This window comes from Streptomyces colonosanans (genome assembly GCF_001866645.1).
GTDB classification, from domain to species: Bacteria; Actinomycetota; Actinomycetes; order Streptomycetales; family Streptomycetaceae; genus Streptomyces; species Streptomyces colonosanans.
This window is the reverse complement of record NZ_MLYP01000013.1, coordinates 13806-38200: the sequence shown is the minus strand read 5'-3', so window position 1 is coordinate 38200 and position 24395 is coordinate 13806. Positions and strand designations below refer to the sequence as shown.

Sequence of the window (24395 nt, the reverse complement as noted above, 5' to 3'; positions counted from 1 at the left end):
AGAACTCCTATTTCCACTTCAGGGACGAGCGTGCAAGCCGCAGCAGTTCACAACCCCAGGTGCGGTCGGGGCGTGTTGCCGCGGCCGGCTCGGAAGTCGGCCGGCGCCGTGCCCCTCGCGGGTGAGCGCGGAGCGGGTCCCGTGACTGCAGGCGGCCCGGTGGCGTTGCTGAGGGCATGATCTCAACACGACGCATTGTCGCTGCTGTCAGTCTCGCCGTGGGTGTCACAGGCCTTGCCGCGCCGCTGGCCGCCGCCGCCCCCGCCGGGGCGGCCCGTGACGTGGGGAACCCGGTCACCCTGCTCGACTCGCTGTCCCGCACCGGCATCCCGCCGGAGCACCAGAACGAGATGCCGCGGCCGTCCGGCCAGATCGCGGGCCAGCTGCACCAGGCCACCGACATCGTCGAGCCTGTCACAGGACGGCTTCCGGTCGGTCGGCACTGAGGCCATGAGCGAGGCGCTCGGCCAGGGTTTCCCGGCCGAGCGTTTTGCATGGGCGGCTGCTGAGGTCGGCGGCCACGGCCGGCGCACCCATGGGGTGGGCGAGTCCGCCGATGTCCCGTGCGTGTTCGTGTAGCACGCGGTCGATTGCCGTCAACTCCCGTACAAAGGTGACGCGTTCGGCTCGTACGGTGCGCAGCGGTGAGGAGAGGTGGAGGGGTTCGCCCGCCGGCCTGCGCAGCATGCAGTTGTTAAAGGTTAAAATGCCGCTTCGGGAGTGATGGGTCGAGCGCTTACCGGCGTCCGCAGAGCGGCACACCCGGCCGATCTCGCTTCCGGGGCGCGGGGGGAGTGCACAAGACGTCCTGGTCGCGCGATGATCATGGGAGTGGGCCGCCGTGGCCCGCACCGGGCGCGTGAGGCGCCCGCACCACCGACGGAAGGCAGCAGCATCATGGCGCAGGAAGTGCGCGGCGTGATCGCCCCTGGCAAGAACGAGCCGGTACGGGTCGAGACGATCGTCGTACCGGATCCGGGTCCCGGGGAGGCTGTGGTGCAGATTCAGGCCTGCGGGGTGTGCCACACCGACCTGCACTACAAGCAGGGCGGCATCAGCGACGACTTCCCGTTCCTGCTCGGCCACGAGGCAGCCGGGATCGTCGAGTCGGTCGGCGAGGGCGTCACGGACGTCGCCCCCGGTGACTTCGTGATCCTCAACTGGCGTGCGGTGTGCGGTCGGTGCCGTGCCTGTCTGCGCGGCCGCCCCTGGTACTGCTTCGACACGCACAACGCCAAGCAGAAGATGACCCTCGCCGCCACCGGACAGGAACTCTCCCCGGCCCTGGGCATCGGCGCCTTCGCGGAGAAGACCCTGGTCGCGGCCGGACAGTGCACCAAGGTCGACCCGTCCGTCTCCCCGGCGGTGGCGGGCCTCCTCGGCTGCGGGGTGATGGCGGGCATCGGCGCCGCCATCAACACCGGGAACGTCGGCCGGGGAGACTCGGTCGCGGTCATCGGCTGCGGCGGTGTCGGCGACGCGGCGATCGCCGGGTCCCACCTGGCGGGCGCCGCGAAGGTCATCGCGGTGGACCTCGACGACCGCAAGCTTCAGACCGCCCGGGAGATGGGCGCGACGCACACGGTCAACTCCAAGGAGACTGACCCCGTCGAGGCGATCCGCGAGCTGACCGGCGGCTTCGGCGCCGATGTCGTCATCGATGCGGTCGGCCGCCCGGAGACGTACAAGCAGGCCTTCTACGCCCGCGACTTGGCCGGCACCGTCGTCCTGGTGGGCGTGCCCACCCCCGAGATGAAGCTGGAGCTGCCGCTCCTCGACGTCTTCGGGCGCGGCGGCGCGCTGAAGTCGTCCTGGTACGGCGACTGCCTGCCCTCCCGCGACTTCCCGATGCTGATCGACCTGCACCTCCAGGGCCGTCTGGACCTGCAGAAGTTCGTCACCGAGACCATCGCCCTCGACGAGGTCGAGAACGCCTTCGAGCGGATGCACCAGGGCGACGTGCTGCGGTCCGTGGTGGTGCTGTGATGACCACGCGCATCGACCTCCTGGTCACCTCCGGCACCTTCTCCCTCGACGGCGGCACCTGGGACGTCGACAACAACGTGTGGATCGTCGGCGACGACCACGAGGCCATCGTCATCGACGCCGCCCACGACGCGGACGCGATCGCCGCGGCGGTGGGCGACCGGCGGCTGCGCGCCATCGTGTGCACGCACGCCCACAACGACCACATCGACGCCGCGCCCGCCCTCGCCGAGCGGACCGGGGCGGCGATCTGGCTCCACCCCGACGACCTGCCGCTGTGGAGGATGACGCACCCCGACCGCCTCCCCGACCACTGGCTCGACGACGGCCAGGTCATCGAGACGGCCGGCGCCGACCTGACCGTCCTGCACACCCCGGGCCACGCCCTCGGAGCGGTCTGCCTTTACGACCCGGGCCTCGGCACGGTCTTCACCGGCGACACGCTCTTCCGCGGCGGCCCGGGGGCCACCGGACGCTCGTACTCCCACTTCCCGACGATCATCGAGTCGATCCGCGACCGGCTGCTGACCCTCCCGCCCGAGACGGTGGTCCGCACCGGCCACGGCGAGACGACCACCATCGGCGCCGAGGCACCCCACCTCGACGAGTGGATCGCACGCGGCCACTGACCCGGCACGTCTGATCGCCCGCGAAAAGGCGACAGAAGGTGTCCGACTTCCGCGACAGCATCCTCGACGTCGAGGAAGCAACGAACGCGGAGGTCGGACATGCCGGGACCCTTGGAAGGCAAGGTCGCACTGGTCGCCGTGGCGACACGGGGCGCGGGACGGGGGATCGCCGTGGAACTGGGCGCCGCCGGGGCCACCGTCTACGCCACCGGGCGCAGCACACGCGAGCGGCGCTCGGAATACGACGGCCCGAGACCATTGAGGACACCGCCGAACTGGTGACCGCGGCGGGCGGCCACGGCATCCCCGTACCCACCGACCACCTCGTCCCGGCCGAGGTACGTGCCCTCGTGGACCGCATCGACGACGAACAGGGGCGCCTTGACATCCCGGGCCGTCGCCGCGCTGGCCGCCGACCCCGAGGTGTCCCGCTGGAACGGCGCGTCCCTCTCCAGTGGACAGCTCGCCCAGGCGTACGGGTTCAGGGACCGCGACGGCAGCCGCCCCGACGCCTGGCGCTATCTCACCGAGGTCCAGGACGCGGGCAAGCCGGCGGACGTGACGGGATACCGCTGACCGGACCCGTGAGGCTCCGCCGGGACCCGGCAGAACGACTGCGCGGGGGGCAACGCCCGAACTTTTTCGAGTGAGCGCGCATCGGACCGGGAAGACGTGGCACACGGCACCGTTCGCCGGCGCCCGGAGCGGGCGGTGAGTTTCAAGGAGCGTGGACATGGTGACCTTCCGGCGAGGCACAGCGGGCCCGGACCCCGACAGCACGGCCCCCTTCCTCTCGGCACGACACATGGCGGCGGCGCTGGGCGCGGTCGCCGCCCTGAGCCTGCTCACCGCCTGCGGCGACGGCAACGGCCCGAGCAGCACCCCCCAGAAGCCGCATGGGACGGCCCGGCCCGCCTCGGGCGACCGGTCGAGCGGCGACAACAAGGCGACGCTCACGGCCGGCACCCCTGCCACGCCGGGCAGCTCCGGCTCCGCGTCGTCCACGGCCCCGCCCACGGCCTCCTCCGGGACCCGCGCCACCAGCAGCCGCTGCCACACCTCCGAGCTGCGCGCCTCCGTCGGCGCCAACAACCCGGGGGCCGGACAGGAGAACTTCCCGCTCGTGCTGACCAACCACTCGGGACGCACCTGCACGATCGTCGGCTACCCGGGCGCCGCCTTCGTGGACGCCTCCGGCAAGCAGCTGGGACCGGATCCCAAGCGCGTCTCCAACAGCCCCACGAAGATCACGCTGGCCCCGGGCAGGAGCGCCTGGGCCGGACTGACGTTCTCCAACCCCCAGGTCAGCGGCGCCGGGACCGCCACGCCCGCGGCGATCCTCATCACCCCGCCGGATGAGAGAGACTCCCTGAAGGTGACGTGGGCGGGCGGCAAGGTACCCGTGTCCGGCAACTCCTCCTCCGTGTTCCTGACGGTCTTCAGCCCGGGCACCGGCGCCTGACGCCCTACCAGGGCACCTCGCTGCCGGCCCTGAGGCAGAGGGGGGTTCGTCCTGCCGCTGGACAACCGGGCCCCGGCTCTCCAGAGAAGGCAGTGCACCGTTCCTGTGGACTGAGCAGAGGTGAGCCCGCTCGGCCGCACGCCCCGAACGGTCCCCGGCGCACTGGTCCCCGGCGTACTCGACCCCGGGGCAGCGACACGGATCGCGTCCGTGGTCCGATCCCGGGGCCCCCGCGGCCGGAGGCCGCTGATGGACAGCGCCCTGGCGACCTCTGAAGTCCGAGGATTCTGGACTCGCTTCACCATCGGGCTGAAGCCCGATGCACTGCGAACGAACCCCGGTAGCGTCGGCGCCATGGATCACATGAGGCGATTCGAGGGATACGGAGTCCTGATCACGGGTGCGGCGCGCGGCATCGGCGCCGCCACCGCCCGGCGGTTCGCGCAGGAGGGCGCCCGCGTGCTCGTCACCGACGCCGACCTGACGGAGGCACAGAAGACCGCGGACGCGATGCGGGAAGAGGGCGCGCAGGCCGAGGAGTTCCGGTGCGACGTCGCGGACCGGGCATCCGTGGAGGCGGCCGTCGCCCGCGCGGTGGACGCCTTCGGCACGCTGGACGTGCTCGTCAACAACGCCTACGGCTGCACCCCCGACGTCCCGCTCTTCGAGGACGAACCGGACGAGGTATGGGCGCGCGACATCGATCTCACCCTGACCGGGGCGTACCGCTGCAGTCGCGCGGCACTTCCGCACCTGGTGGCCTCCGAGCGTGGTGCCATCGTCAACATCGGGTCCGTGAACGGCATCCAGGACTTCGGTAACCACGCCTACAGCGCCGCGAAGGCGGGACTTGAATCCCTCACCCGCACTCTTGCCGGGCATGCGGCAGCCCGCGGGGTCCGGGTCAACCTCGTGGCGCCCGGCACGGTCCGCACCACCGCGTGGGAGGGCCGCGACGCAGACCTCGCCGCGGTGGGCGGACTGTATCCGCTGGGCCGGGTCGGCGAGCCGGAGGACATCGCGGCGGCCGTCGCGTTCCTCGCCTCCGCGGACGCCGCGTGGATCACGGGCACGACGCTTCGTGTCGACGGCGGCCTGCTCGCCGTGAACATGGGATTCCGGAAGTCGTTGCGGCAGCCCGACGACGGCCCTCAGGCGCCGTAGCACCCTTCAGCGCTCGGCTTCCGCGTCACACCGGTACAGCGGTGGCAAAGCGGCGCCGGAGCCGTAAGCCGCCGCCGGCACGCGCGTGCAGTGCGAGGTGACCCAGCGTGCTGTCGCGGCGGCGGAAGCAGGGACGGCCGTCCGGTGCCACTCGTGCGTACGGGGCCGCCGGAGCTCCACGTAGTGCAACCGGCCGGAGTCGATCAGTTGGCGGAGCCGGTCCAGCGTGGGGTACGGAACCTGCCCGGTGAAGCCGCCCATGGGGAGTACGGACGCGTTGGCCGCGAGGATGTAGGGCGCGGCATCGCTCCATCCGGGCAACGCGACAAGGTACTTCGCTCCGTCTCGGTGTGCCGTGAGGTAGGCGAGGAACTTCCGGTCGCCCGGCGTGAGACGTGACGGTCCGCCGCCGCTCGGACGGCTGGTCGGGCCGACCCTGGCCATGCCTCCGGCCTGGTTGTAGTGCGGCGACAGCGCCGAGGCCGACCACACGGCCGGGATGAGGAGAAGCGCGGCGAGCCCGGCCGCGAGCCCGGCCGTGACGATCCGCGGCCGGTGCGTCACCCGGGTGCGGCCCAGGCCCACGAGCGCCAGACACACGACGCCGAGGGCGGCGGCGGCGGGAGCCAGCCATCCGAAGAAGTGGGGATAGCGCAGCGTCAGAACCGCGCACCAGACGACGTTCACGGCGGTCACCGCCTGCAGTACCCAGGCATCTCGGCCGCCGGCCCGGCACGCTCGCCAGGCCCGCACCAGCCCGGCACCGCTCAGCGCGGCGAGGGCCACCGCGACGACGCCCATGTAGTACGTGTGCCCGGTGACGCTGCCAAAACTGAACGCGGCGAAGAACGTGGCCAGCCACACTCCCCACATCAGGTACCCGGCGATCGCCGGGTCGGTGCGGGCGGCGCGGCGGCGCCACAGGGCCCCCAGTCCCCAGACGAGGCCGAGCGTGGCCAGCGGGTACAGCCATCCCGTCTGCGTGGCCAGCCCCGGACTGAACATCTTGAGCACTCCGTCGCCCATGTGCGGGCCCGGACCAGCCGCGGGGTGTGCGGTCCCGACGGCGTCGACGCTGCCCGTACCGGCCGCGTCGACGCTGACCGCGTGAAACCGGGTCAGGAAGTTGTACCCCACGATCATGCTGTAGGCCGAGTTGTCCGTGGTGCCGTCGATATAGGGGCGCGACCCCGCCGGGATCACCGTCGCGACGGCCATCCACGACACCGACACCGCCAGGGTCACCGCACCGGCCAGCGCGACATGCTTCACCCTGCGTCGCAGGGTGGTCGGCGCGGCCACCAGATAGGTGACGGCCAGTGCCGGCAGCACCGCCCAGGCCTCCAGCATCTTGCACTGGAAAGCCAGCCCCACCCAGACCCCGGCCAGCAGCAGTGTCCGCAACCGGGCGCATGCGACGGCCCGCCCGGTGGCCTCGGCGGCCAGGAGCAGCAGCAGGACGAACGGCGCGTCCTCCACGATCGACCGGCCGAGCCCCACGGTGACCGGAGTGAGCGTCAGGAACGCGGCGGCCAGCAGCCCCGCCACGACGCCGGCCCAGCGGCGTACGAGCAGATGAAGGAGGAGGACGCAGGCCACGCCTTCGATCGCCTGGGGCAGCACCAACGCCCAGGGGTGAAAGCCGAACACCATCGCGGACAGGGCCTGGGGCCACAGGAATCCGGGCAGCTTGTCGAGGGTGATGGAGTTGCCCGGGTCGAACGAGCCGAAGAAGAACGCGACCGGGTTGTCGGTCATGCTGCGTACGGCGCTGGCGTAGAACACGTGGTAGACGCTGTGGTCGATGCCCCATGTGAAGAGCACGGCCGCGAGTGCGGCGAGGGACAGCAGGATCGGGAGTTCGTACGCCGGGCGCGGTGCACTCGGTTCCTCCCCGGGTGGGCCCCCTCCGTCGCGGGGGCGGAGCACGGCGGTCGCGGTCGCCGGTTCGGCGTCGGGCGCTGCGGTGTGCTCGGAACGAGTGCTGAGCATGGATGGGCCTTCCAGGACTTCCGCGGTCGGTTCACCGTCGCGCCGGTCCGGCTCCGCGGAACGGGCAACCTGATAATCCGACTACGAGGAAGTAGGCGTTCCGGGGCATCGTTGCGTGATGCGTACAGGACCTCGGTAAGAACGTGCGCGCATCCGTCCGGAGCGTGTCGCGTGGACGGTATGCGGGTGACCGGGCGGTTGCGGGCGCGGTAACAGACGCGCGGCCCGTCTGCCGGAGCGGACGCGGGTGTGAGTAGTTGGCGTACAGAAAGTGCCGCTGAGATTGATCTTGCTGGGGTTCGGCTAGTGTCCTGAGTCGTTAATTCGTGTGCAGTATGCGGCCAGGGTGTCGAGGATGTCGTCGGCGGTCTTCGTCCAGACCGCCACCACCTTCTGCTTGACGAGGTGGTCGGCGAGCTTGCTCAGGCTCCACGTGGAGAAGGCGGTGATCTTCCAGTCGGCGGGGGACGTCCGGGCGATCAGGCAGATGCTCTCGCGCACCGTGTCACTGATCGTCTTGGGGCGTCCCCCGCTCCATTTTGGGTCCAGCGCGTCAAACCCCCGCTCGCGCGCCGTACTCAGGGGTTCCTGCTGGCGTCAGCTGCGAGGACCCAGCCAGCGTGAAAGCGGTCTGGAGGAACCCGGCGATCCCGAAATCGACGACTTTCACCTGGCGGCCGGGGGTGAGCATCACGTTGTGCGGCTTGATGTCGTAATGGACGACACCAGCTTGATGGGCGGCGATCAGCGCCGCGCAGATCTCTTCGGCGATTGCCAGTGCGTGGGAAGGAGCCATCGGTCCGTCGCTACGGATGTACTCAGTGAGCGTTGCGCCCGCGACCCTCTCCATGACCAGGAACAGCAGGTCCTCGTGAACGCCACGGTCGTGCAGGGCGACCACGTTCGGATGGTTGATCTGCGCGGCGGCCACCGCCTCGCGCTCGAACCGTCTGGGCAGGTCCTCATGGGCTGCACCGTCGAGAACGAGTAGTTTGATCGCCACGTCGCGATGCAGGGTGCGGTCCCGCCCGGCCCACACGTCGCCCATACCGCCCCGGCCGAGCCGCTTGACCAGCTCGTACCGGCCCGCGATCAGCTCCCCGCGCTCCACCGCCCACCCCCGTTGACTCTGGCATGCCCCTGCACCACAACACTCACCCTTGAAGGTAGTGGTGCAGGGAGGTCTTCGGGATGCCGGTCCTGGTGCTGATCTCGCCGTAGCCGGAGCCCTGCTCCTTCAGTAGGCGTGCGTACTCGATTTTGTCGTCAGGGTGGGCCATTGGGCGGCCGATGCGGCGGCCGGCGGCTTCGGCCACGACGCGGGCGTGGGCGGCTCGCTCGGCGGTGAAGGTGCGTTCCATCTCGGCGAACAGGGCGAGCAGGAGGAAGGCGATGCGGCCCATGCCCTCGTCGGCCTGGACGGCTTCACCACCAGCCTGTGCGCTGTCCTGCTTTGCCTCGATAGGCCGTTCGCCGGTAGCTCGGCACCGGTGATCTTGACGAGGCCACGGACAAGCTCGCTGGCTCAGAAAGGGTTGTGACCCGTTTTTTCGCTCATTTATGCGTACTTGATGTGGGTGGGTGTTACGAAACCAGCGATGGACGCCGTGCGACAGGCAGGACCGACTGATCCTCGACGGTTCGCTCCGCCCGGTTGATCTCGGCCCAGACGTCGTCGAGAGACAGGCCGAGGGTGTCGGCGATCGCTGCGATGGTCGGGAAGGCGGGGGTGGCCACACGGCCGGATTCGATCTTCCGCAAGGTTTCCGGCGAGATGCGCGAAGCGAGCGCCACGTCCAGCATCGAGCGGCAGCCCCGGGCTCGGCGGAGCAGGGCGCCAAGGCGCTGTCCGCGTTCTACCTCGGCGGGGGTGAGCGGCAACCTGACCATGACCCCATTCTAATGCCGGTACAGTTAGACCGGGATAGTTATTGGACGCACATGAGAGGTCCCCCATGATTGAGATCCTGAACTCCGCGCGGCTTGAGCGGGCGAGAGACACCGGCGCCCTGGTCGGAAACATCCTGCACACGCTGAAGCAGCGCAGCACGGTCGGGACGAACCTGCTGGACATCGACCAGTGGGCCAAAGAGATGATCACCGAGGCGGGAGCGCAGTCCTGCTACGTCGACTACGCACCTTCCTTCGGGCGCGGCCCGTTCGGGCACTACATCTGCACGGCCGTCAACGACGGAGTGCTCCACGGGCGGCCTCACAACTACACGCTGGCAGACGGGGATCTGCTGACTCTCGACCTCGCTGTAGCCAGGGGCGGGGTGGCCGCGGACGCCGCGATCAGCTTTCTGGTGGGCAAGGCCAGGCCGGCGGAGAGCGTTGCGATGATCGAGACGACCGAACGTGCGCTCGCCGCCGGCATCGCCGCCGCCAAGCCTGGGGCGCGCATCGGTGATCTCTCCCACGCCATCGGCACGGTCCTCAGTGAAGCGGGCTACCCGATCAACATCGAGTTCGGAGGCCACGGCATCGGCTCGACCATGCACCAGGACCCCCACATCGCGAACACCGGACGGCCAGGCCGCGGATACAAGCTGCGCCCCGGACTGCTGCTCGCCCTGGAGCCCTGGGTCATGGCCGACACTGCCACACTCGTCACCGACGCCGACGGTTGGACGCTGCGCAGCGCGACAGGCTGCCGGACCGCGCACAGCGAGCACACCATCGCCATCACCGACAACGGAGCCGAAATTCTCACCCTGCCCACGCAGGCACGACCATAAGAGGGCGCTGTAACGAGTGGCCCAGCGGGCCGGGGCGAGCTGTGCGCGCTGCGCCTGGAGGACTTCTCCCCCGCCCTGGACGAGGTGCGCATCACCCGGCGGCCGCAGAACGCCCGCCCAGACACGCCGGTGTCCGTCCAGGTCTACCCGCTGCGCCGCGCGACCCGGGTCGCGCTCCAGCGGTGGCTCCAGGTCCGCCGCCTGCTGATGACTGAGGTGACCGGCGGAGCCGACTGGCTGTGGGTCTCCGTGCGCGGCAACCACGGCGGCGTGGTCGCCGAGGGCGTCGAGCCGGAACAAGTGCCGCCAATTGCATCCGATGCGAACTCGCGACGGTTCGCGAATCGTCGTGGCCAACGGCGCCTACCAGCGTGCTGACCATGGAAGTTGGCCCAGTCTGCTGGTGGCGACGGTAGCGACGGACGTGAGGGCGACGCCAGCTGGTGTCACTCGTCCGGCTGACTGACCAGCGGTTTGTCCGTCGACTCGCATCAGATGCGGTTTTCTCGCATACGACGCGAATGACGGAGGGTGGTGGACCGGTGGGGTTCAACGGGACGATCCCAGGTGCGGCACGGCTGCACCTGGTGGACGGAGTCGCGCTGCTGCGGCCGGAAGAACAGGTCTTCACCGCGATGCTGACCGGGTTCGCCAACCAGCAGCTCGCGCGGAATCTGGCCCGGACGACGGTGGAGGGCCGGGAGAACACGGTCAAGGCGTTCGCCGCGTACGTGAACACCTACCCGTGGCACTGGACGCCGGCGATGGTCGACGAGTGGCTCGGTGACCTGCGCTCTCTGCGGGACCTGCGCCGTTCCACGATCCGCTCCTACTCGGAGGCGGTCCGGGCGTTCTGCCACTTCGTCACCGACCCGCTCTACGACTGGGCGGCTACGTGCGAGGAACGGTTCGGCACCCACCCGGTTCAGGTCGTTCACGAGTGGAACACTGCGGTGCACGTCCAGGACAACGAGGCCGACGCGAAGAAGCGGGCGTTCACCAAGGCCGAGCTGCACGCGTTCTTCGAGCACTGCGACGACGAGGTCGCCCGGATCAGGGCCTTCGGCCGCAAGGGCTGGTTGCCGGCGTTCCGTGACGCCACCCTGTTCAAGACCGCCTACGCATACGGGCTGCGGCGCAACGAGACGCGGATGCTCGACGCCGCCGACTTCGGTCGCAACCCGCACGGCGCCGAGTACGGCGAGTTCGGCCGCTGCCAGGTCCGGTTCGGCAAGGCTAAGAAGGGCTCACCGCCCAAGCGTCGCGGCGTGCTGACCGTGTTCGGCTGGACCCCCGACGTCCTGGACGAGTGGTTCACCGAGGTCCGCCCGCTGCTGGGTGCCGACGGCAACCCCGCGGCCTGGCCCTCCGAACGCGGGCTTCGGATCGGCTGCCAGCGCATCAACTCCCGCTTCATCGCCTACCGCAAGGCCCTGGGCCTGGACGACGGGCTGGACTACCACTCCTTCCGAAGGTCCTACGTCACCCACCTGATCGAGGACGGCTGGGACCCTCGCTTCGTCCAGGAACAGGTCGGCCACGAGCACGCCAGCACCACGTCCATCTACACCTGCGTCTCCTCGGACTTCCGCACCCGCACCCTGCGCCGGCACCTGGACGCCACCGTCAGCGCCGCCCTCCAGGCCCAGAACGGGAGGCAGGCATGAAGCGCAAGGTCGGCTACACCTGGCGGTTGCGTGAGCTGATGGCCCAGCGCCACATCTTCACCGCGACCGAACTGGTGCCGCTGCTGCGCGAACGCGGCATCGCTCTGTCCGCCTCCCAGGTCCACCGCCTGGTCTCTGGGACCCCGGAACGGCTGTCGCTGCAGGTCCTGTCCGCGCTCTGCGACATCCTCTCCTGCACCCCGGCCGACCTGGTGAACACCACCGCTGAGAACGCCGGCGTCCGCAAGACCGCCACCGGCGACCTGCCCACCCCGCTCGACAACGTCGCGAAGCTCCGGCCCCGAGCGGCCCGCATCCTGCCCGACGCATGAGCCGCCCCTACGCCACCGACGAGCAGTACGAACGCTGGTTCATGGCCGAGTGCTGCCGCTGCGGCCAGCGCAGACACAAGGCCGGCACCTGGCCGGACGGATACGTCTGCCGGACCTGCTCGGACCGCGCGGTGCGAACACGAGGCACCTGCCCAGGATGCGCCCAGGACCGCGCCCTGCCCGGACGTCACCCCGTCGACAACTCCGCGATCTGCACGACCTGTGCCGGCTTCTCCCAGACCTTCGACTGCTCGCGTTGCGGCTTCGAGGGCAAGCTACTGGGCGGACGGCTCTGCGAACGCTGCACGCTCACCGACCGGCTGACCGCCCTCCTGGACGACGGCACCGGCCGCGTCCGGCCCACGCTGACGCCCTTCTTCGATCTGCTGGTGGCCATGGCCGAGCCCAGGAGCGGCCTCGCCTGGCTGGCGATGCGCCGCAACCATCCCGGAAACGCCTCCCAGATGCTGCGGCGGCTCGCCCGCGGACACATCCCCCTGACCCATGACGCCTTCCACGAACTCCAGCCCTGGCGGGCGGCGGCCCATCTGGAAGAACTCCTGATGACCAGCGGAGCCCTGCCCGCCGTCAACAAGTACATCTGCTCCTACCAGCGATGGCTGCCCGGCCACCTGGCCGGCATCGCAGACCCTGAACACGTCAAGACGATCAGGCTCTTCGCGACATGGCACGTCCTTCCCCGACTACGGGAACGAGCCAATCGAAGCCGGATCACACCGAGCGTCCGCCGCTTCGCAGCCGAGCAGATCAAGCACGCGACGGCCTTCCTACAATGGCTCAGCACCCGGAACAGCAGCCTCGCATCCTGCGGCCAGCTCGACATCGACGCTTGGTTCGCCGAGAACACCGAACACCGCCGCACCTGCCTGAGGCCCTTCCTCAACTGGGCTATGCAGAGCCGCCGATGCCCACGCGCCCTCTCCATCCCCGCGCAGAGAGCCTCCCGGCGACCCGCCCTGAGCGAGGACGAACGCCTGGACGCCCTCGGCCGACTGCTGACCGACCCAGACCCACCGATGCGCCTCCGTGTCGCCGCCGTCATCGTCCTCCTCTACGCGCAGCCCCTCACCCGGATCGTCCAGTTGACAGTCGACGACGTGCTCCACGACGGAGAGACCACGCTTCTGCGGCTCGGGGAGCCCGCCTCACCCGTCCCCACACCAGTCGCAGCCCTGCTGCTGACATACATCGCGGACCGCGACAACATGAACACCGCCACCAACCAGGCATCCCGCTGGCTCTTCCCCGGACGCCGGGCCGGCCAGCCAGCCCGTCCCGACCACCTCTCTGCGCTCCTGCGCGAGATCGGCATCCCGGTTGCCGCCGCCCGCGGCGCCGCCATCCGACAGCAGCTCCTCGAACTGCCCGCCCCCGTCGTCGCGGACGCCCTCGGCTACCACGACAAGACCACCAGCCGCCTCCTCAGAGAGACCGGTGGGACCTGGAGCCGATACGCCGCCGGCGATCGCACCCGGTCACCAGCAGGCTGGAGTCCTCGGGGGACCGGCGAAAGCTGAACACGAGAGCCCACCGGTACTACGACGGCCAGATGACGACGCCATCACGCACAACCAGCGGCTCTGCCTGGCGCGACTCGTAGAACCGGGTCCACCCCAGATCCACACTGCCGTCGAAGCGTCGATGACAGTCGCCGGCCTTGGTCGCGAGCCAACTGAGCAGCTCACCTGTGAGGTCGAACTGGTCGGGGTGAATCTCCTGCCGACTGGTCAGAGCCCACGCACCGCACCAGGTGTCCTTTCTACGCAGAAGAACGGAGACGAGTGCGCCATCCACCTTGAACGCCTCGCCGTGGCGAGCCAGAAGAGGCTGAGGATGGTCCTCGACGACGAGTACGCCGTCATCGTCCTCGTCCCAAAAAGGAAACTCGGTCACGATGTGGAGGATCTCCGGTTTGGGGCCGAGCCCGAGGTGCCATCGGAGCTCGGCGAGCTCGTCCTCAGACAACTCGTCGCGCAGATCCAGCGTGAGCATGAGCTCAAAGATGTCAGCCATAGCCGCACACGGTAGTGCCCACTTCTGACGGCCCCGTCTCTCGCCGCTGCGGACGGCCTGCCTGAGTGCCCAAGCGAAACCGGGGGTAGCCCACTGTCACCGACCGTGATCAGTGGGCTCGTCTTGCAGGGGGACCCGCGACAGTTGAATACGCGAGCCCGCCAGTATCACGCCCGGGACGGGCCGGACGTCGTGAGCCGGGACCTGGGCCGGCTGTGTGGGTCAGGACCCGGCGTCGTGGAGGACGGCGAACACGGAGTGGTGCTCTGTGCCGTCCGGGGAGCGCCAGCCCGCGATGACGTGGCCCGAGGCGCCTGCCGGGGCGGTGCCGCCGGGTTCCAGGACGCGCGTCACGTGGACGGCCGGCCGCCGGGCGGACGCGGATCCGGCGGGGTCCACGGTGAGACGGGTTCCGTCGGGACCGTGGGCGACGGCCGCGGGGACGATGCCGGTCGGGACCCCGGTGCCGGAGAAGTGGTCGGTGACGGTCGGGTCGGGAGTGTCCGTCAGGCTCTGCGCCTGTGGTTCGGCGCGGCCCTGCAGCAGGCCAGCAACTGGGTCGCCAGCACCGGGTCGTGGGTTCCGTCGTAGATCCACCGCCCTCCCAGCACGCCGTGTTCGGAGATGCCGATGAGGGCCTGTTCGGCACCCTCGAGGGGCGCGCCCCGGTAACTGAGCGGTACGTGGTACGACACCGGCCGGTCGCCGGACTCGTCGGTGGCCACGAGGAACTCGATACCGACCTCGCCCTCGGGGTCGTCCAGCCGGAACCCGCCGCCCTTGGACAGCACCGGCTGCCGGTCCGCACCGCCGAGATACCAGGGCTGCCGGGGAAGCCAGGAGGTGAGGTGCTCCAGCTTGGTGGGGGCCAGGGTGGTCCTGTGAATGATCGCCATGCCGTGTCAACGCATACCGTCGAAGGCGGATTCCCGCTGTGCGCTCACGCTCGCGCGGCCGGTGCCGCGGTACGGCGAACAGGACTCCCTCCCGCTGCGGCCGGCACCGCCGTGCGCGCGGCGCGGACGATACCCGACCGGCGCGTGTCGGAGATGGCGTTGACCGAGGCGCCGTCACGTAGCGTGGAAGGGCGGAGGGGCACCGCCCTCGCCGCCCCACGCAATCCTATGAGTCGTCAGGTCCGCGCCCGTCGTGGAATCGGGGCGTGCACCCCTGTCCGCGGGATGCGTTCGCGTGCTCCGGGAGCAGCGGCGATGACAAGGCCGCCGCCCGGAGTGTCGGAACCCGAGACGAGAGGTGGCCGTGTCGATCGTTACCCCCGAGTCAGGCGTGGCGGGGCCGGACATCAGCGTGGTCGTCATCGTCTACAACGATGCCCAGCGCCTCCCGGCAGCCGTGCGCTCCGTGCTCGACCAGACGCTGCGCCGCGTGGAAGTGATCATCGCGGACGACTGTTCGACCGACGGGTCCTATGGCGTCGCCACGTCGCTCGCCGCCGCCCATCCCGGACGCGTACGGGCGATCCGGCTGCCCGAGAACAGCGGTGGCTGCGGAGAACCCCGTAACCAGGGCATGGCCGTGGCCCGCGGACGCTACGTCATGTTCCTGGACAGCGACGACACCCTGGAGTCCAACGCGTGCCGCAATCTGCTGGAGGCAGCCGACCGCACCGGCGCCGACCTGGTCTCGGGACGGTGCGTCCGGGTCCACACCGACAGCAGACACGAGAAGCGGATTCCCTGGTACCCGTGGCTCTACCGGGCGACGAGGACCGTCGAGTCCATCGCCGAGCTGCCGGATCTCTTCGTCTTCGACACCCTGTCCACCAACAAGTGCTACCGGCGTGCGTTCCTCGTCGAGAACGGGCTCACCTTCCCCCGGGGCATCCACTACGAGGACCTGCTGTTCTCCGCCGAGGCGTATCTCGCGGCGGGGCGGATCACCCTGATCCCCCACACGGTCTACTTCTGGAACGTGGCCGAGAAGACCACGGCCAAGTCGATCAGCAACCGGCGCCATGAGATCAACAACTTCACCGACCGGCTGGAGATCCACCGCCGCATCGACGCCCTGCTGAACCGGCGCGGCCTCGGCGAGCTCAAGCTGTGCAAGGACATCAAGTTCCTCAAGCACGATCTCGTCCTCTACCTGCGCGACCTGCCGTTCCTCGACGACGTCTACCGCCACCGCTTCGCGGAGCTGGCCCGCGGCTACATCCAGGACTTCCCCCAGGCGGCGTACGACCGTCTGGACCCGGTGCACGCCATCTGCGCCTACCTGCTGATGCGGGAGGACTGGGTCCATCTGATGCCGGCCGTGGACACGCTGATCAACCGGAAGAAGATCTCCGCGCCGCTCGTCGAGCGGGACGGCCGCATCTACTGGTGCGACGGGGACCTGGGCGATCCGACGGCACGCGGCATCATGGACGTCACCGGCCTCGGGTACCACGGCAGACCACTGGACCGGATGTTCCTGCGCAACCTGCTCACCGGGTACGCCGTGCACGGCGACGAGGTGCTCCTTCAAGGCGCGGTGGTCAATCCGCTGCACACCATTGCCGCGGACGCCCACCTCGCCGCCGAACTGGAGTTCCGGGCCCGCCGTCGCAGCCTGCAGACCTTCCGCTTCCCCGTACGGACCGTACGTCACGAGGGTGATGCCATCACCTGGCAGGCAGCCGTCCCGCTGGCGCGTCGGCTGCGGCCGGTGGGCGTTCTGGACGAAGTGTGGGACGTACGGCTGTACCTGACGGCGGACGGGAAGCGGACCACGACCCGGCTCACGGTGGGCAACGTGGACCTGGAGAACGCCGGCTCCGTGCCGGTGCGCCCCCGGCTGAGCCGGTTCGTGGCGGACCGGCTCGAACCGCAGGTCTCCGCCAAAGGCCACCTGGCCTTCCGGCTCGCCCAGCACGGTACGGCGGCGCTGCGCGGGCGCGCCCTCGTGGACCGCAATCTGCACGGGCCCGCCGCCAGGGCCGCCAAGCACGCCTACCGGGGACTGAGGGCCGTCCGCAGGGAGCTGACCTCCGGGTCGCGCAAAGTGCAGGTCTACCACCGCATGCTGCAACTGCTCCCGGTCCGCAAGGGCACCGTCGTCTTCGAGAGCCACCTCGGCAAGCAGTACAGCGACAGCCCCCGCGCCGTCTACGAGGAACTCAGGCGCCACCGAGTGCCCGTCACCGCCATCTGGTCCTACGCGGGGGCGAGGCCCACCGGCTTCCCGAAGGACGCGGAACTCGTCCGCCGCTGGTCCTGGCGCTACCTCCGGGCGCTGGCCCGGGCCGAGTTCTGGATCGACAACCAGGGATTCCCGCTCAGGCTGGCCAAGCGGCCCGAGACCACCTACATCCAGACCTGGCACGGTACGGCACTCAAGAAGATGGGCTTCGACCAGCCCGCCCAGCGGGTGATGTCCGAGCAGGCCCAGCTCTCCTACCAGGAGGCACTGGACCGCTTCGACCATTTCGTGGTCCGCAGCGAACACGATGTCCGCACCCTCGCCCGCGCCTACCGCATCCCTGAGGAGAAACTCCTACGGATCGGCTATCCCCGCAACGACGCCCTGGTACGGGCGGCCCGCGCCCCCCAGACGCCCGACCCGGCGCTGCGCCGGCTCGCCGAACGCCTCGGCGTCCGTCCGCACCGCCGCGTGCTGCTGTACGCGCCCACGTTCCGAGCCCGCGCCGACGGAGGGCTGCGGGCCTTCGCGTTCCCCTTCGACGTCGAGCGCTTCGCCGACCGCTTCGGGGACCAGTACACGCTGCTGGTCCGCTCCCATTATCTGAACCAGGTCGCCCTCCCGCCGTCGGTGGCGGGCCGGGTGATCGACGTGACGGGCGAAGGGGACATCACGCCGCTCCTCCTGCTGTCCGACGCCCTGATCACCGACTACTCGTCGGTGATGTTCGACTATGCGTTGCTGCGCCGGCCCCTGGTGTTCTACGCCCACGACTGGGAGGAGTACTCCCAGGACACACGCGGCACGTACTTCGACCTCCTCGCCGAGGCCCCTGGCCCGGTCGCCCACACCGAGGACGAACTCTTCGCCGCGCTGTCCGACCTGCGCACCGTGGGCGCCCGGTACGAGGCGCGGCTCAAGGAGTTCGTGGACAAGTACGGCGAGTACGACCGCGGGGACGCGGCGGCTCGCATCGTGGACCGTTTCTTCGGCCCTGCGGGAGAGGCCCGATGACGCAGCGTGAGATCTTCTTCGTCGCCAACGAGGTCAACGAACTCGGCGGCGTGGGCCGCTGGCAGGAACAGATGGCCCGGCTGCTGTCCGAGCGCGGCCACCGGGTCCGGATCATCGGCATCGCCCCGCCCGAGGTACCGATGGACCTCGGAGCGCGCCCACCGTACGAGACACTGACCTTGTACGAGCGGCGACCTCCGGGCCGCCACAGGCCCCACTTCCCGCTCGGCCGGCTCCATCCGGCCGCCCGCATCCAGGAGGCGGACAGGCGCGCCGCCGCGGAGCGCCTGTCCTCGGTGTTCCGGGCCGCGCGGCCCGGCGCCGTGATCATCGTGACCCAGGTGTGGGCGATGGAGTGGGTGGCGCTCGCGGACACCGCCGGGCACCCGGTCATCGGCATGAGCCACGAGTCGTTCGCGGCATCCCGCCGCTCCTCGCGCTTCGGGCGCGTGCGCAGGTACTACAGGGACGTGGACCGGCTGCTGGTCCTCACCCAGGAGGACGCCGACCTCTGGACGGGGGAGGGACTCAACAACGTCGGGTTCCTGCCCAATCCGCTGCCCGTGACGCCCAGCGCCCCCTCACCGCGCACGGAGAAGGTGGTGGCCAGCATCGGCCGGCTCAGTCACGCGAAGGGCGTCGACCTGCTGCTGGACGTCTGGGCCGAGGCCGCGCCGCGGCAACCGGGCTGGATCCTGCGTGTCTACGGTGCCGGCGAACATGAGGCGGCGCTGCGCCGGCAGTGCACCGACCTCGGTCTGGACGACTCGGTGGAGTGGGCGGGGCAGACCGACAACGTGATCGGGGCCCTTGGGCGGTCGTCCGTGTTCGTCCAGTCCTCCCGTGGCGAGGGATTTCCGCTCGTCCTGCTGGAGGCGATGGCCTGCGGCGTGCCGTGTGTCGCGTTCGACTGCTCGCCCGGCGTGCGCGAGATCGTCAGGAACGGCGAGGACGGGCTCCTGGCCCGGCACGGCGACGTCTCCGAACTCGCATGCCATCTCGTGCGGTTGATGGCCGACGAGAACCTGCGCGACGCGATGGGGGAGCGGGCCCGGGAGAACGTGCTGCGTTTCGCCCCCGACGTGATCACACGCCGCTGGGAGGAACTCTTCGACTTCCTGGAGCGCTGACGGGCGGCGCCCCCGGGGATCGCGCTCGGGTGCCGGTCCGTGCCTCCCAGGCACGAGCCGACACCCGGTCGTTTCCCAGGCACGAGCCGGCACCCGGTCGTTTCCCAGGCACGAGCCGGCACCCGGTCGTCGGTCAGTGGCAGTCAGTACCTTCCGTGGCCGCGGAAGCCGTGGCCGCGGAAGTCGTGGCCGTGACCGTGACCGTGGCCGTGGCCGTGGCCGTGGCCGTGGCCCCCGTGCTCCACGGACGCCTGAACGGCGGTGTGCACCGCCGGAGGGGCGCTCGCCATCGCGACACCACTGCTCGCTGCTCCGGCCAGCAGCATCGTGCCGGCGATCAGGGCGACCCTGCGTCGGACGCTCGTCATCGTGACTCTCCCTTCTGGCGGGCACGCAAGCCCTGCTTCATCTCGATGACCCCAAGGTGTGACAGGGGCGCTGAGAGGAGGCTGAGGCCGGCTGAGAGGAGGCTGAGAGGGGTGGCGCCGACGGCGGCCGGCCATCCAGCCGGGGACCACACGTAGGCCCGCCGCCACCAGGCGTGCTCGTCGCGCGGCCCTCACCATCTCTTCGTAGGGTGGAAGGGAGGCCGCTCATGCGAGTGCTGGTGATCGAGGACGAACGGGGACTCGCCGCGGCGATCGCCCGAGGGCTCGCCGAGGAGGGCTTCGTCGCCGATGTCGCCTACGACGGAGTCGACGGGCTGTGGAGCGCGGTCCATGAGTCGCACGACGCGATCGTGCTGGACCTCATGCTGCCGCGCATGTCCGGATACGAGGTCCTCAAGCGACTGCGGGCCGCCAGCGTCTGGACACCCGTTCTCATCCTCACCGCGAAGGATGGCGAGTACGACGAGGCGGACGCCCTCGACCTCGGCGCCGACGACTACCTGAGCAAGCCGTTCTCCTATGTCGTACTGGTCGCCCATCTGCGGGCGCTGCTGCGCCGCGGGGCCCCCGCCCGGCCCGCGGTGCTCACGGCCGGTGACCTCGATCTGGACCCGGCACGACGCCGCTGCCATCGCGGGGGCCAGGAGATCACCCTGACCGCACGGGAGTTCACGCTCCTGGAGTTCCTGCTCCGGCATCCCGACGAGGTGGTCAGCAAGACGGACATCCTCGAGCACGTCTGGGAGGAGAACTTCGACGGCGACACCAACATCGTCGAGGTCTACGTCGGCTATGTGCGGCGCAAGATCGACGCCCCGTTCGGCCGCCGGACGATCGAGACCGTCCGTGGCGCCGGCTACCGATTGCGTGGCACCGGGAGGTGAGCCGGTGCGTATTCCCGTCCCCGCGTGGTGGGCCCGGCGCTCCCTGCGTCTCAGACTGACCGCCGCGGCGGCCCTGATGATCACGGCTGCCCTGGTCGGCGCCTCGTTGCTGCTGGGCGTCTGGCTGCGCATGAGTCTGATCGGCGGACTGGACCAGACCGCGTTCGACAAGGCCCAGGTCATCGCCGCGAACATCGAAACCGGAAGACTTCCCCACACCCTGCCCGCCTCCAGCAAGGGCGTCACCGCGGTGCAGGTCATCGACGCCAGACACATCGTGCGGTCCAGTTCGGCGAATCTGGCGGGCAAACCCGCGCTCTTCGCCTTCCCTCCGGCGACCTCCTCCAGCGCGCCGCAGGCCCACAGCGTGCACGGCCTGCCCCTGACCGGGGACGACACATGGCGTGCGGTGGGGATCGCCGCCGGACCCGACAGGGACCCGATGACCGTGTACGTCGCCGTGCCCACCGAGGCCGTGGAGCACAACCTGGCCATGCTCACCGGAGCCCTGGCCATTGGCGTACCGCTGGCCGCCACCGTGCTCACCGGCGTGGTCTGGCTGCTGACCGGGCGGGCCCTGCGCCCCGTGGAGGCCCTGCGCTCCCAGGCCGCCGAGATCACGGTCTCCGACCTCGGCCGCCGACTGGACGTACCGCCCGCCGACGACGCCCTCGGCCGGCTGGCGCGGACCCTCAACGATCTGCTCGCCCGGCTGGACGCCTCGACACAACGCCAGCGGGAGTTCGTCGCCGACGCCGCCCATGAGCTGCGCAGCCCCCTGAGCAGCCTGCACACGCAGTTGGAAGTGGCCGTGCGGCACCCGGGCTCCGCGGACTGGAGCACACGGGGTCCGGCCCTGATCGAGGAGAGCGAGCGGCTGTCCCGGCTCGTCGACGACCTTGTACGACTGGCCCGCCTCGACGCCCGGCCCCGGCTGCGCAAACGCCCCGTGGACCTGGACGAGATCGTCTTCCACGAGGTGTTTCGCGTCCGCCTGAGCACCTCCCTCCTCGTCGACCAGCACGCCGTCAGCGCCGCCCGTGTGTACGGAGACGGGGAGGCTCTGGCCCGGGTCGTGCGCAATCTGCTGGACAACGCCATCCGGTACGCCGTCGACCGGATCGTTGTGAGCCTCGGCGTACGCGACGGCACCGCGACCCTGGTCGTCGCCGACGACGGCCCCGGCATCCCGGAGGCCGACCGGCGCCGCGTCTTCGAGCGCTTCACCCGCCTGGACGGCGCCCGCGCCCGGGACACCGGCGGAAGCGGCCTGGGGCTGGCGATCGCCCACGAGGTCATCACGGCCCACAACGGCCACATTCACATCGAGGACCACCATCCGGGTGCCCGCATCGTGGTCCGCATCCCGGCGACCGACCTCTGACCCGGGCGGTCAGCCGGACCGCAGCCCGCTTCGGCGCCGACTTCGACGGCATCCGGCCGCGCCACCGACCTCGACCGGGCCTTCGGCAGCCTCCTCGCGTACGGCCGCAAACAGCAGGCGGACCAGCTACGCGGAACGGAATGTCACCGTTTCGTCGCAGTGTGCAGCGCACCACAACCCATGGGCTCCGGGGGCGGTCTAATCAGCAAGAAACACGCCGTGTACGGTAGCCGCCGGACAAAAGACGAAAGGCCTGCCCATGGGGGACATACGTAGACGGGGAGCCGTCGCGCTCGGGATCATCGCCCTGACCGCTCCGCTCACTGTCGCGCTCGGTGCCGCGCCCGCACAAGCCGCGAGTTGCACCACACAGACCGGTCCGTATCAGAAGCAGGTGGAGAAGTTCCTCGGCCGGCCAGTTGACGGCAAGCAGTCCTCGGCCGACTGCAAGGCGATCCAGGCCTTCCAGAACAAGCACCGCATCACCCCGGCCGCCGGCTACGCGGGCCCCGCCACCTGGGGCGTGATGGACCTGATGAACAAGCAGAAGGCCGTGGGGAACAAGCCCAACAAGGACGGGAAGTGCCCCGTCAACAAGGGCCGCATCGCCTGCGTCAACCTCACGCTCCAGCTCAGCTGGATCCAGGACGGCAACCGTCTCGTCTACGGCCCCGTCCCGGTCCGTACCGGCCGCAAGGGCTTCGTGACCCGTACCGGACTGAAGAAGATCTACTGGCGGGACATCAACCACGTGTCCAGCCTGTACGACACTCCCATGCCCTACAGTCAGTTCTTCGACGGCGGGCAGGCCTTCCACTCGGTCGGCGTCAGTGTGTGGAACCCGCCGGGGTCGCACGGCTGCGTCAACATGACCAAGACCGACGCCAAGAAGTACTGGTCGCTGCTGAAGAACGGCGACGACGTGTTCGTGTACGGCCGCAAGCCCGGCACCTGACACGCGGACGGTCCGGCCGTTGCCGTCAACGGCCGGACCGATCGCGGAGTCAAGCGGGTGCATCCCCGAAGTCCGGGATGTCCAGGCGGACTCCACCCTTCAGTGCCGACTCGTGCGCGATGATCCCCGGCAGGGTGTAGCGGGCCGCGACCCAGGCGTTCACCGACGGCAGGGTGCGGGTGCCCACCGCCGTCACGAAGTCGTCCACCAGGAAGTGATGGCTTCCCTCGTGCCCGTTGTGCAGGGTGTCGAACTCCCTTGGCAGTCGCGACCGGTCGTGCACCGGAGCCGAACCCGAGGTGAAGGCGGCCCGCAGCTCCGGCGCGATGTGCGCCAGTGACGCATCGTCAGGAGACATGGTGGGCTTGGGTTCCAGCAGCTCCGAGATGTCCTTCACCCCGTTCTTGTCCTGCCACAGCGCCGCCGTGGCGAGCTGCTCCATGCTCGCCTCCGTACCGAAGAACCGGAAACGCGACTCCCGGATGTGCGAGGGGTAGCCGACCCGGCGGAACTCGTTGGTGCGGAACGAGCCGCCGCCCGCCACCTCGAACAGGGCGGTGGCGTTGGAGAAGTCGTTGTCGAACTGGCTGATCCCCTTGTCGAACACGCCGTCCCCGCGCTCGTCGCGCACCCCGATCGCGGACACACTCACCGCGTGCGTCCGCCAGGCGCCGAGCACACCGCCCACCGAGTGGGTCGGGTAGAGCAGCGGGGGATAGCTGGCCGTCGCTTTCCAGTTGGCGCCGCCGCTGTACTGGTACGCCTCGTAGAACCCGAGGTCCATGTCGTGGACGTAGTCGCCCTCGGCGTAGAAGAGCCGCCCGAAGGCGCCCTCGGCGATACGGTTGCGGGCGTGCACCGTCGCCGGGTTGTACTGACTGGTCTCGCCCATCATGTACGTCAGCCCGGTCGCCTTGACCGCGCCGATGATCGCCGTGATCTCCTCCGTGTTGATCGCCATCGGAACGGCGGAGTACACGTGTTTGCCGGCGTTCAACCCCTGGATCACCAGGGGACCATGCGTCCAGCGCTGGGTGAAGATCGCGACCGCGTCGACGGCCTTCGACTCCAGCATGGCCTCGTACGAGGGGAACGTGCCGGTGAGGCCCTCGGCGGCGGCGAGGTGCTCGGCCCGTTCGGGGAGCAGGTCGGTGACATACACGTCGCCGACGCCGGGGTGGGCCAGGAACAACTTGGCGAACTGGCCGGAGAACTGGCCGGCGCCGACGATGCCGAGCGAGAACGTCATCGGGTGTGTGCCCTTCGCTGGGAGAGGACCGGATGGATCTGGCTGATGTGGTCTTGTCGCGGCCGTTCACGGGCGCTCCGCCGTTACCTTTGAGGCGGAGGAATCCCTGCGTCAAGACTCCTGCGCCGAACTCGCCGCGACACGCTCACCTCCGAACGTGGCAGCGCCGTCTAGTGCCGCAACAGGCAACGTTTGCCCCGTCGCGACGCCCGGCACGCCTCCCCCAAGCTCTTCGAGCAGGGGGT

General features: G+C 69.8%; 24 protein-coding genes and 2 pseudogenes. 16 read left to right on the top strand and 10 right to left on the bottom strand.

What is annotated here, in order from left to right:
• Window positions 1-176 precede the first annotated feature (176 nt).
• The gene (locus BIV24_RS05870; protein WP_071365074.1) at window positions 177-446 is read left to right on the top strand and encodes a hypothetical protein; all 270 of its coding nucleotides are present in this window, start codon (window positions 177-179) and stop codon (window positions 444-446) included.
• Here the strand turns inward: BIV24_RS05870 and BIV24_RS33805 are convergent.
• A complete protein-coding gene (locus tag BIV24_RS33805; protein WP_143064564.1) occupies window positions 415-687 on the bottom strand; it encodes a hypothetical protein in 273 nt (90 codons plus the stop codon). The genes BIV24_RS05870 and BIV24_RS33805 overlap by 32 nt on opposite strands.
• A gap of 210 nt (window positions 688-897) precedes the next feature.
• Here BIV24_RS33805 and BIV24_RS05865 point away from each other — a divergent pair, with 210 nt between their 5' ends.
• The 5 genes and pseudogenes from BIV24_RS05865 to BIV24_RS05845 all read left to right on the top strand — a co-directional run bounded on the left by BIV24_RS05865 (window position 898) and on the right by BIV24_RS05845 (window position 5241).
• Window positions 898-1986 (top strand): S-(hydroxymethyl)mycothiol dehydrogenase, encoded by a 1089-nt coding sequence (locus BIV24_RS05865; protein WP_071365073.1) that lies wholly within the window; start codon window positions 898-900, stop codon window positions 1984-1986.
• A complete protein-coding gene (locus tag BIV24_RS05860) occupies window positions 1986-2615 on the top strand; it encodes an MBL fold metallo-hydrolase (RefSeq protein WP_071365072.1) in 630 nt (209 codons plus the stop codon). The genes BIV24_RS05865 and BIV24_RS05860 overlap by 1 nt, the downstream gene beginning before the upstream one ends.
• A 99-nt stretch (window positions 2616-2714) precedes the next feature.
• Window positions 2715-3191 (top strand): annotated as a pseudogene (locus BIV24_RS05855) (SDR family oxidoreductase).
• A 157-nt stretch (window positions 3192-3348) separates the two neighbouring features.
• Window positions 3349-4077, top strand: coding sequence for a DUF4232 domain-containing protein (locus tag BIV24_RS05850; RefSeq protein WP_071365071.1), 729 nt, complete (start codon window positions 3349-3351; stop codon window positions 4075-4077).
• Between the two features lie 354 nt (window positions 4078-4431).
• Window positions 4432-5241 (top strand): SDR family NAD(P)-dependent oxidoreductase, encoded by an 810-nt coding sequence (locus BIV24_RS05845; RefSeq protein ID WP_071365152.1) that lies wholly within the window; start codon window positions 4432-4434, stop codon window positions 5239-5241.
• A 6-nt stretch (window positions 5242-5247) separates the two neighbouring features.
• Here the strand turns inward: BIV24_RS05845 and BIV24_RS05840 are convergent, their stop codons facing one another.
• The 5 genes from BIV24_RS05840 to BIV24_RS05820 form a co-directional block, all read right to left on the bottom strand.
• On the bottom strand, window positions 5248-7233 hold the full coding sequence (locus BIV24_RS05840) for a glycosyltransferase family 39 protein (RefSeq protein ID WP_079168036.1): 1986 nt from the start codon (window positions 7231-7233) through the stop codon (window positions 5248-5250).
• Window positions 7234-7536: 303 nt separating this feature from the next.
• Window positions 7537-7746, bottom strand: coding sequence for a hypothetical protein (locus BIV24_RS05835; protein WP_245766685.1), 210 nt, complete (start codon window positions 7744-7746; stop codon window positions 7537-7539).
• 40 nt (window positions 7747-7786) lie between these two features.
• The gene (locus tag BIV24_RS05830; RefSeq protein ID WP_071365069.1) at window positions 7787-8344 is read right to left on the bottom strand and encodes a serine/threonine-protein kinase; all 558 of its coding nucleotides are present in this window, start codon (window positions 8342-8344) and stop codon (window positions 7787-7789) included.
• A gap of 43 nt (window positions 8345-8387) precedes the next feature.
• Window positions 8388-8636 (bottom strand): serine integrase family protein, encoded by a 249-nt coding sequence (locus BIV24_RS05825; RefSeq protein ID WP_218149286.1) that lies wholly within the window; start codon window positions 8634-8636, stop codon window positions 8388-8390.
• A 181-nt stretch (window positions 8637-8817) separates the two neighbouring features.
• Window positions 8818-9123 (bottom strand): helix-turn-helix transcriptional regulator, encoded by a 306-nt coding sequence (locus BIV24_RS05820; protein ID WP_071365068.1) that lies wholly within the window; start codon window positions 9121-9123, stop codon window positions 8818-8820.
• Window positions 9124-9188: 65 nt separating this feature from the next.
• On the opposite strand from BIV24_RS05820, the gene map reads away from it, so the two are divergent.
• The 5 genes from map (at window position 9189) to BIV24_RS35055 (ending at window position 13508) form a co-directional block, all read left to right on the top strand.
• Window positions 9189-9971: a type I methionyl aminopeptidase gene (gene map / locus BIV24_RS05815; RefSeq protein WP_071365067.1), complete on the top strand. Its 783-nt coding sequence runs from the start codon at window positions 9189-9191 to the stop codon at window positions 9969-9971.
• Between the two features lie 84 nt (window positions 9972-10055).
• A complete protein-coding gene (locus tag BIV24_RS05810) occupies window positions 10056-10349 on the top strand; it encodes a hypothetical protein (protein WP_071365066.1) in 294 nt (97 codons plus the stop codon).
• A gap of 164 nt (window positions 10350-10513) precedes the next feature.
• Window positions 10514-11638, top strand: coding sequence for a tyrosine-type recombinase/integrase (locus BIV24_RS05805; protein WP_245766679.1), 1125 nt, complete (start codon window positions 10514-10516; stop codon window positions 11636-11638).
• Window positions 11635-11970, top strand: coding sequence for a helix-turn-helix domain-containing protein (locus tag BIV24_RS05800; protein ID WP_071365064.1), 336 nt, complete (start codon window positions 11635-11637; stop codon window positions 11968-11970). Before BIV24_RS05805 ends, BIV24_RS05800 begins: the two co-directional genes overlap by 4 nt.
• A complete protein-coding gene (locus BIV24_RS35055) occupies window positions 11967-13508 on the top strand; it encodes a site-specific integrase (protein WP_071365063.1) in 1542 nt (513 codons plus the stop codon). The genes BIV24_RS05800 and BIV24_RS35055 overlap by 4 nt, the downstream gene beginning before the upstream one ends.
• Before the next feature lie 19 nt (window positions 13509-13527).
• On the opposite strand, the gene BIV24_RS05790 is transcribed toward BIV24_RS35055, so the two are convergent.
• Together BIV24_RS05790 and BIV24_RS05785 are read right to left on the bottom strand one after the other, a co-directional pair.
• On the bottom strand, window positions 13528-14004 hold the full coding sequence (locus BIV24_RS05790) for a hypothetical protein (RefSeq protein WP_071365062.1): 477 nt from the start codon (window positions 14002-14004) through the stop codon (window positions 13528-13530).
• Between the two features lie 222 nt (window positions 14005-14226).
• Window positions 14227-14900, bottom strand: a pseudogene (locus BIV24_RS05785) (maltokinase N-terminal cap-like domain-containing protein).
• 358 nt (window positions 14901-15258) lie between these two features.
• On the opposite strand from BIV24_RS05785, the gene BIV24_RS05780 reads away from it, so the two are divergent.
• Window positions 15259-18159 carry a bifunctional glycosyltransferase/CDP-glycerol:glycerophosphate glycerophosphotransferase gene (locus tag BIV24_RS05780; protein ID WP_079168035.1) on the top strand — a complete coding sequence of 967 codons (2901 nt, stop codon included), beginning with the start codon at window positions 15259-15261 and terminating at the stop codon, window positions 18157-18159.
• Window positions 18156-19289, top strand: coding sequence for a glycosyltransferase family 4 protein (locus BIV24_RS05775; RefSeq protein ID WP_071365060.1), 1134 nt, complete (start codon window positions 18156-18158; stop codon window positions 19287-19289). Before BIV24_RS05780 ends, BIV24_RS05775 begins: the two co-directional genes overlap by 4 nt.
• A 143-nt stretch (window positions 19290-19432) precedes the next feature.
• Here the strand turns inward: BIV24_RS05775 and BIV24_RS05770 are convergent, their stop codons facing one another.
• Window positions 19433-19657, bottom strand: coding sequence for a hypothetical protein (locus BIV24_RS05770; protein ID WP_071365059.1), 225 nt, complete (start codon window positions 19655-19657; stop codon window positions 19433-19435).
• A 227-nt stretch (window positions 19658-19884) separates the two neighbouring features.
• Between BIV24_RS05770 and BIV24_RS05765 the strand changes: the two genes are divergently transcribed.
• From BIV24_RS05765 to BIV24_RS05755, 3 genes are all read left to right on the top strand, one after another.
• Window positions 19885-20562: a response regulator transcription factor gene (locus tag BIV24_RS05765; protein WP_071365058.1), complete on the top strand. Its 678-nt coding sequence runs from the start codon at window positions 19885-19887 to the stop codon at window positions 20560-20562.
• A gap of 4 nt (window positions 20563-20566) precedes the next feature.
• On the top strand, window positions 20567-21946 hold the full coding sequence (locus tag BIV24_RS05760; protein ID WP_071365057.1) for a sensor histidine kinase: 1380 nt from the start codon (window positions 20567-20569) through the stop codon (window positions 21944-21946).
• A gap of 259 nt (window positions 21947-22205) precedes the next feature.
• Window positions 22206-22901 (top strand): L,D-transpeptidase family protein, encoded by a 696-nt coding sequence (locus BIV24_RS05755; protein ID WP_071365056.1) that lies wholly within the window; start codon window positions 22206-22208, stop codon window positions 22899-22901.
• 49 nt (window positions 22902-22950) lie between these two features.
• Here the strand turns inward: BIV24_RS05755 and BIV24_RS05750 are convergent, their stop codons facing one another.
• Entirely contained in the window at window positions 22951-24150 is a 1200-nt protein-coding gene (locus BIV24_RS05750; RefSeq protein ID WP_071365055.1) for a Gfo/Idh/MocA family protein, read from the bottom strand.
• Window positions 24151-24395 lie beyond the last annotated feature (245 nt).

Coding starts and splice junctions, on each gene's coding strand:
- BIV24_RS05870 (WP_071365074.1), top strand. CDS start 177: ATGATCTCAACACGACGCATTGTCGCTGCTGTCAGTCTCGCCGTGGGT.
- BIV24_RS33805 (WP_143064564.1), bottom strand. CDS start 687: ATGCTGCGCAGGCCGGCGGGCGAACCCCTCCACCTCTCCTCACCGCTG.
- BIV24_RS05865 (WP_071365073.1), top strand. CDS start 898: ATGGCGCAGGAAGTGCGCGGCGTGATCGCCCCTGGCAAGAACGAGCCG.
- BIV24_RS05860 (WP_071365072.1), top strand. CDS start 1,986: ATGACCACGCGCATCGACCTCCTGGTCACCTCCGGCACCTTCTCCCTC.
- BIV24_RS05850 (WP_071365071.1), top strand. CDS start 3,349: ATGGTGACCTTCCGGCGAGGCACAGCGGGCCCGGACCCCGACAGCACG.
- BIV24_RS05845 (WP_071365152.1), top strand. CDS start 4,432: ATGGATCACATGAGGCGATTCGAGGGATACGGAGTCCTGATCACGGGT.
- BIV24_RS05840 (WP_079168036.1), bottom strand. CDS start 7,233: ATGCTCAGCACTCGTTCCGAGCACACCGCAGCGCCCGACGCCGAACCG.
- BIV24_RS05825 (WP_218149286.1), bottom strand. CDS start 8,636: ATGGGCCGCATCGCCTTCCTCCTGCTCGCCCTGTTCGCCGAGATGGAA.
- BIV24_RS05820 (WP_071365068.1), bottom strand. CDS start 9,123: ATGGTCAGGTTGCCGCTCACCCCCGCCGAGGTAGAACGCGGACAGCGC.
- map (WP_071365067.1), top strand. CDS start 9,189: ATGATTGAGATCCTGAACTCCGCGCGGCTTGAGCGGGCGAGAGACACC.
- BIV24_RS05800 (WP_071365064.1), top strand. CDS start 11,635: ATGAAGCGCAAGGTCGGCTACACCTGGCGGTTGCGTGAGCTGATGGCC.
- BIV24_RS35055 (WP_071365063.1), top strand. CDS start 11,967: ATGAGCCGCCCCTACGCCACCGACGAGCAGTACGAACGCTGGTTCATG.
- BIV24_RS05790 (WP_071365062.1), bottom strand. CDS start 14,004: ATGGCTGACATCTTTGAGCTCATGCTCACGCTGGATCTGCGCGACGAG.
- BIV24_RS05775 (WP_071365060.1), top strand. CDS start 18,156: ATGACGCAGCGTGAGATCTTCTTCGTCGCCAACGAGGTCAACGAACTC.
- BIV24_RS05770 (WP_071365059.1), bottom strand. CDS start 19,657: ATGACGAGCGTCCGACGCAGGGTCGCCCTGATCGCCGGCACGATGCTG.
- BIV24_RS05765 (WP_071365058.1), top strand. CDS start 19,885: ATGCGAGTGCTGGTGATCGAGGACGAACGGGGACTCGCCGCGGCGATC.
- BIV24_RS05755 (WP_071365056.1), top strand. CDS start 22,206: ATGGGGGACATACGTAGACGGGGAGCCGTCGCGCTCGGGATCATCGCC.
- BIV24_RS05750 (WP_071365055.1), bottom strand. CDS start 24,150: ATGACGTTCTCGCTCGGCATCGTCGGCGCCGGCCAGTTCTCCGGCCAG.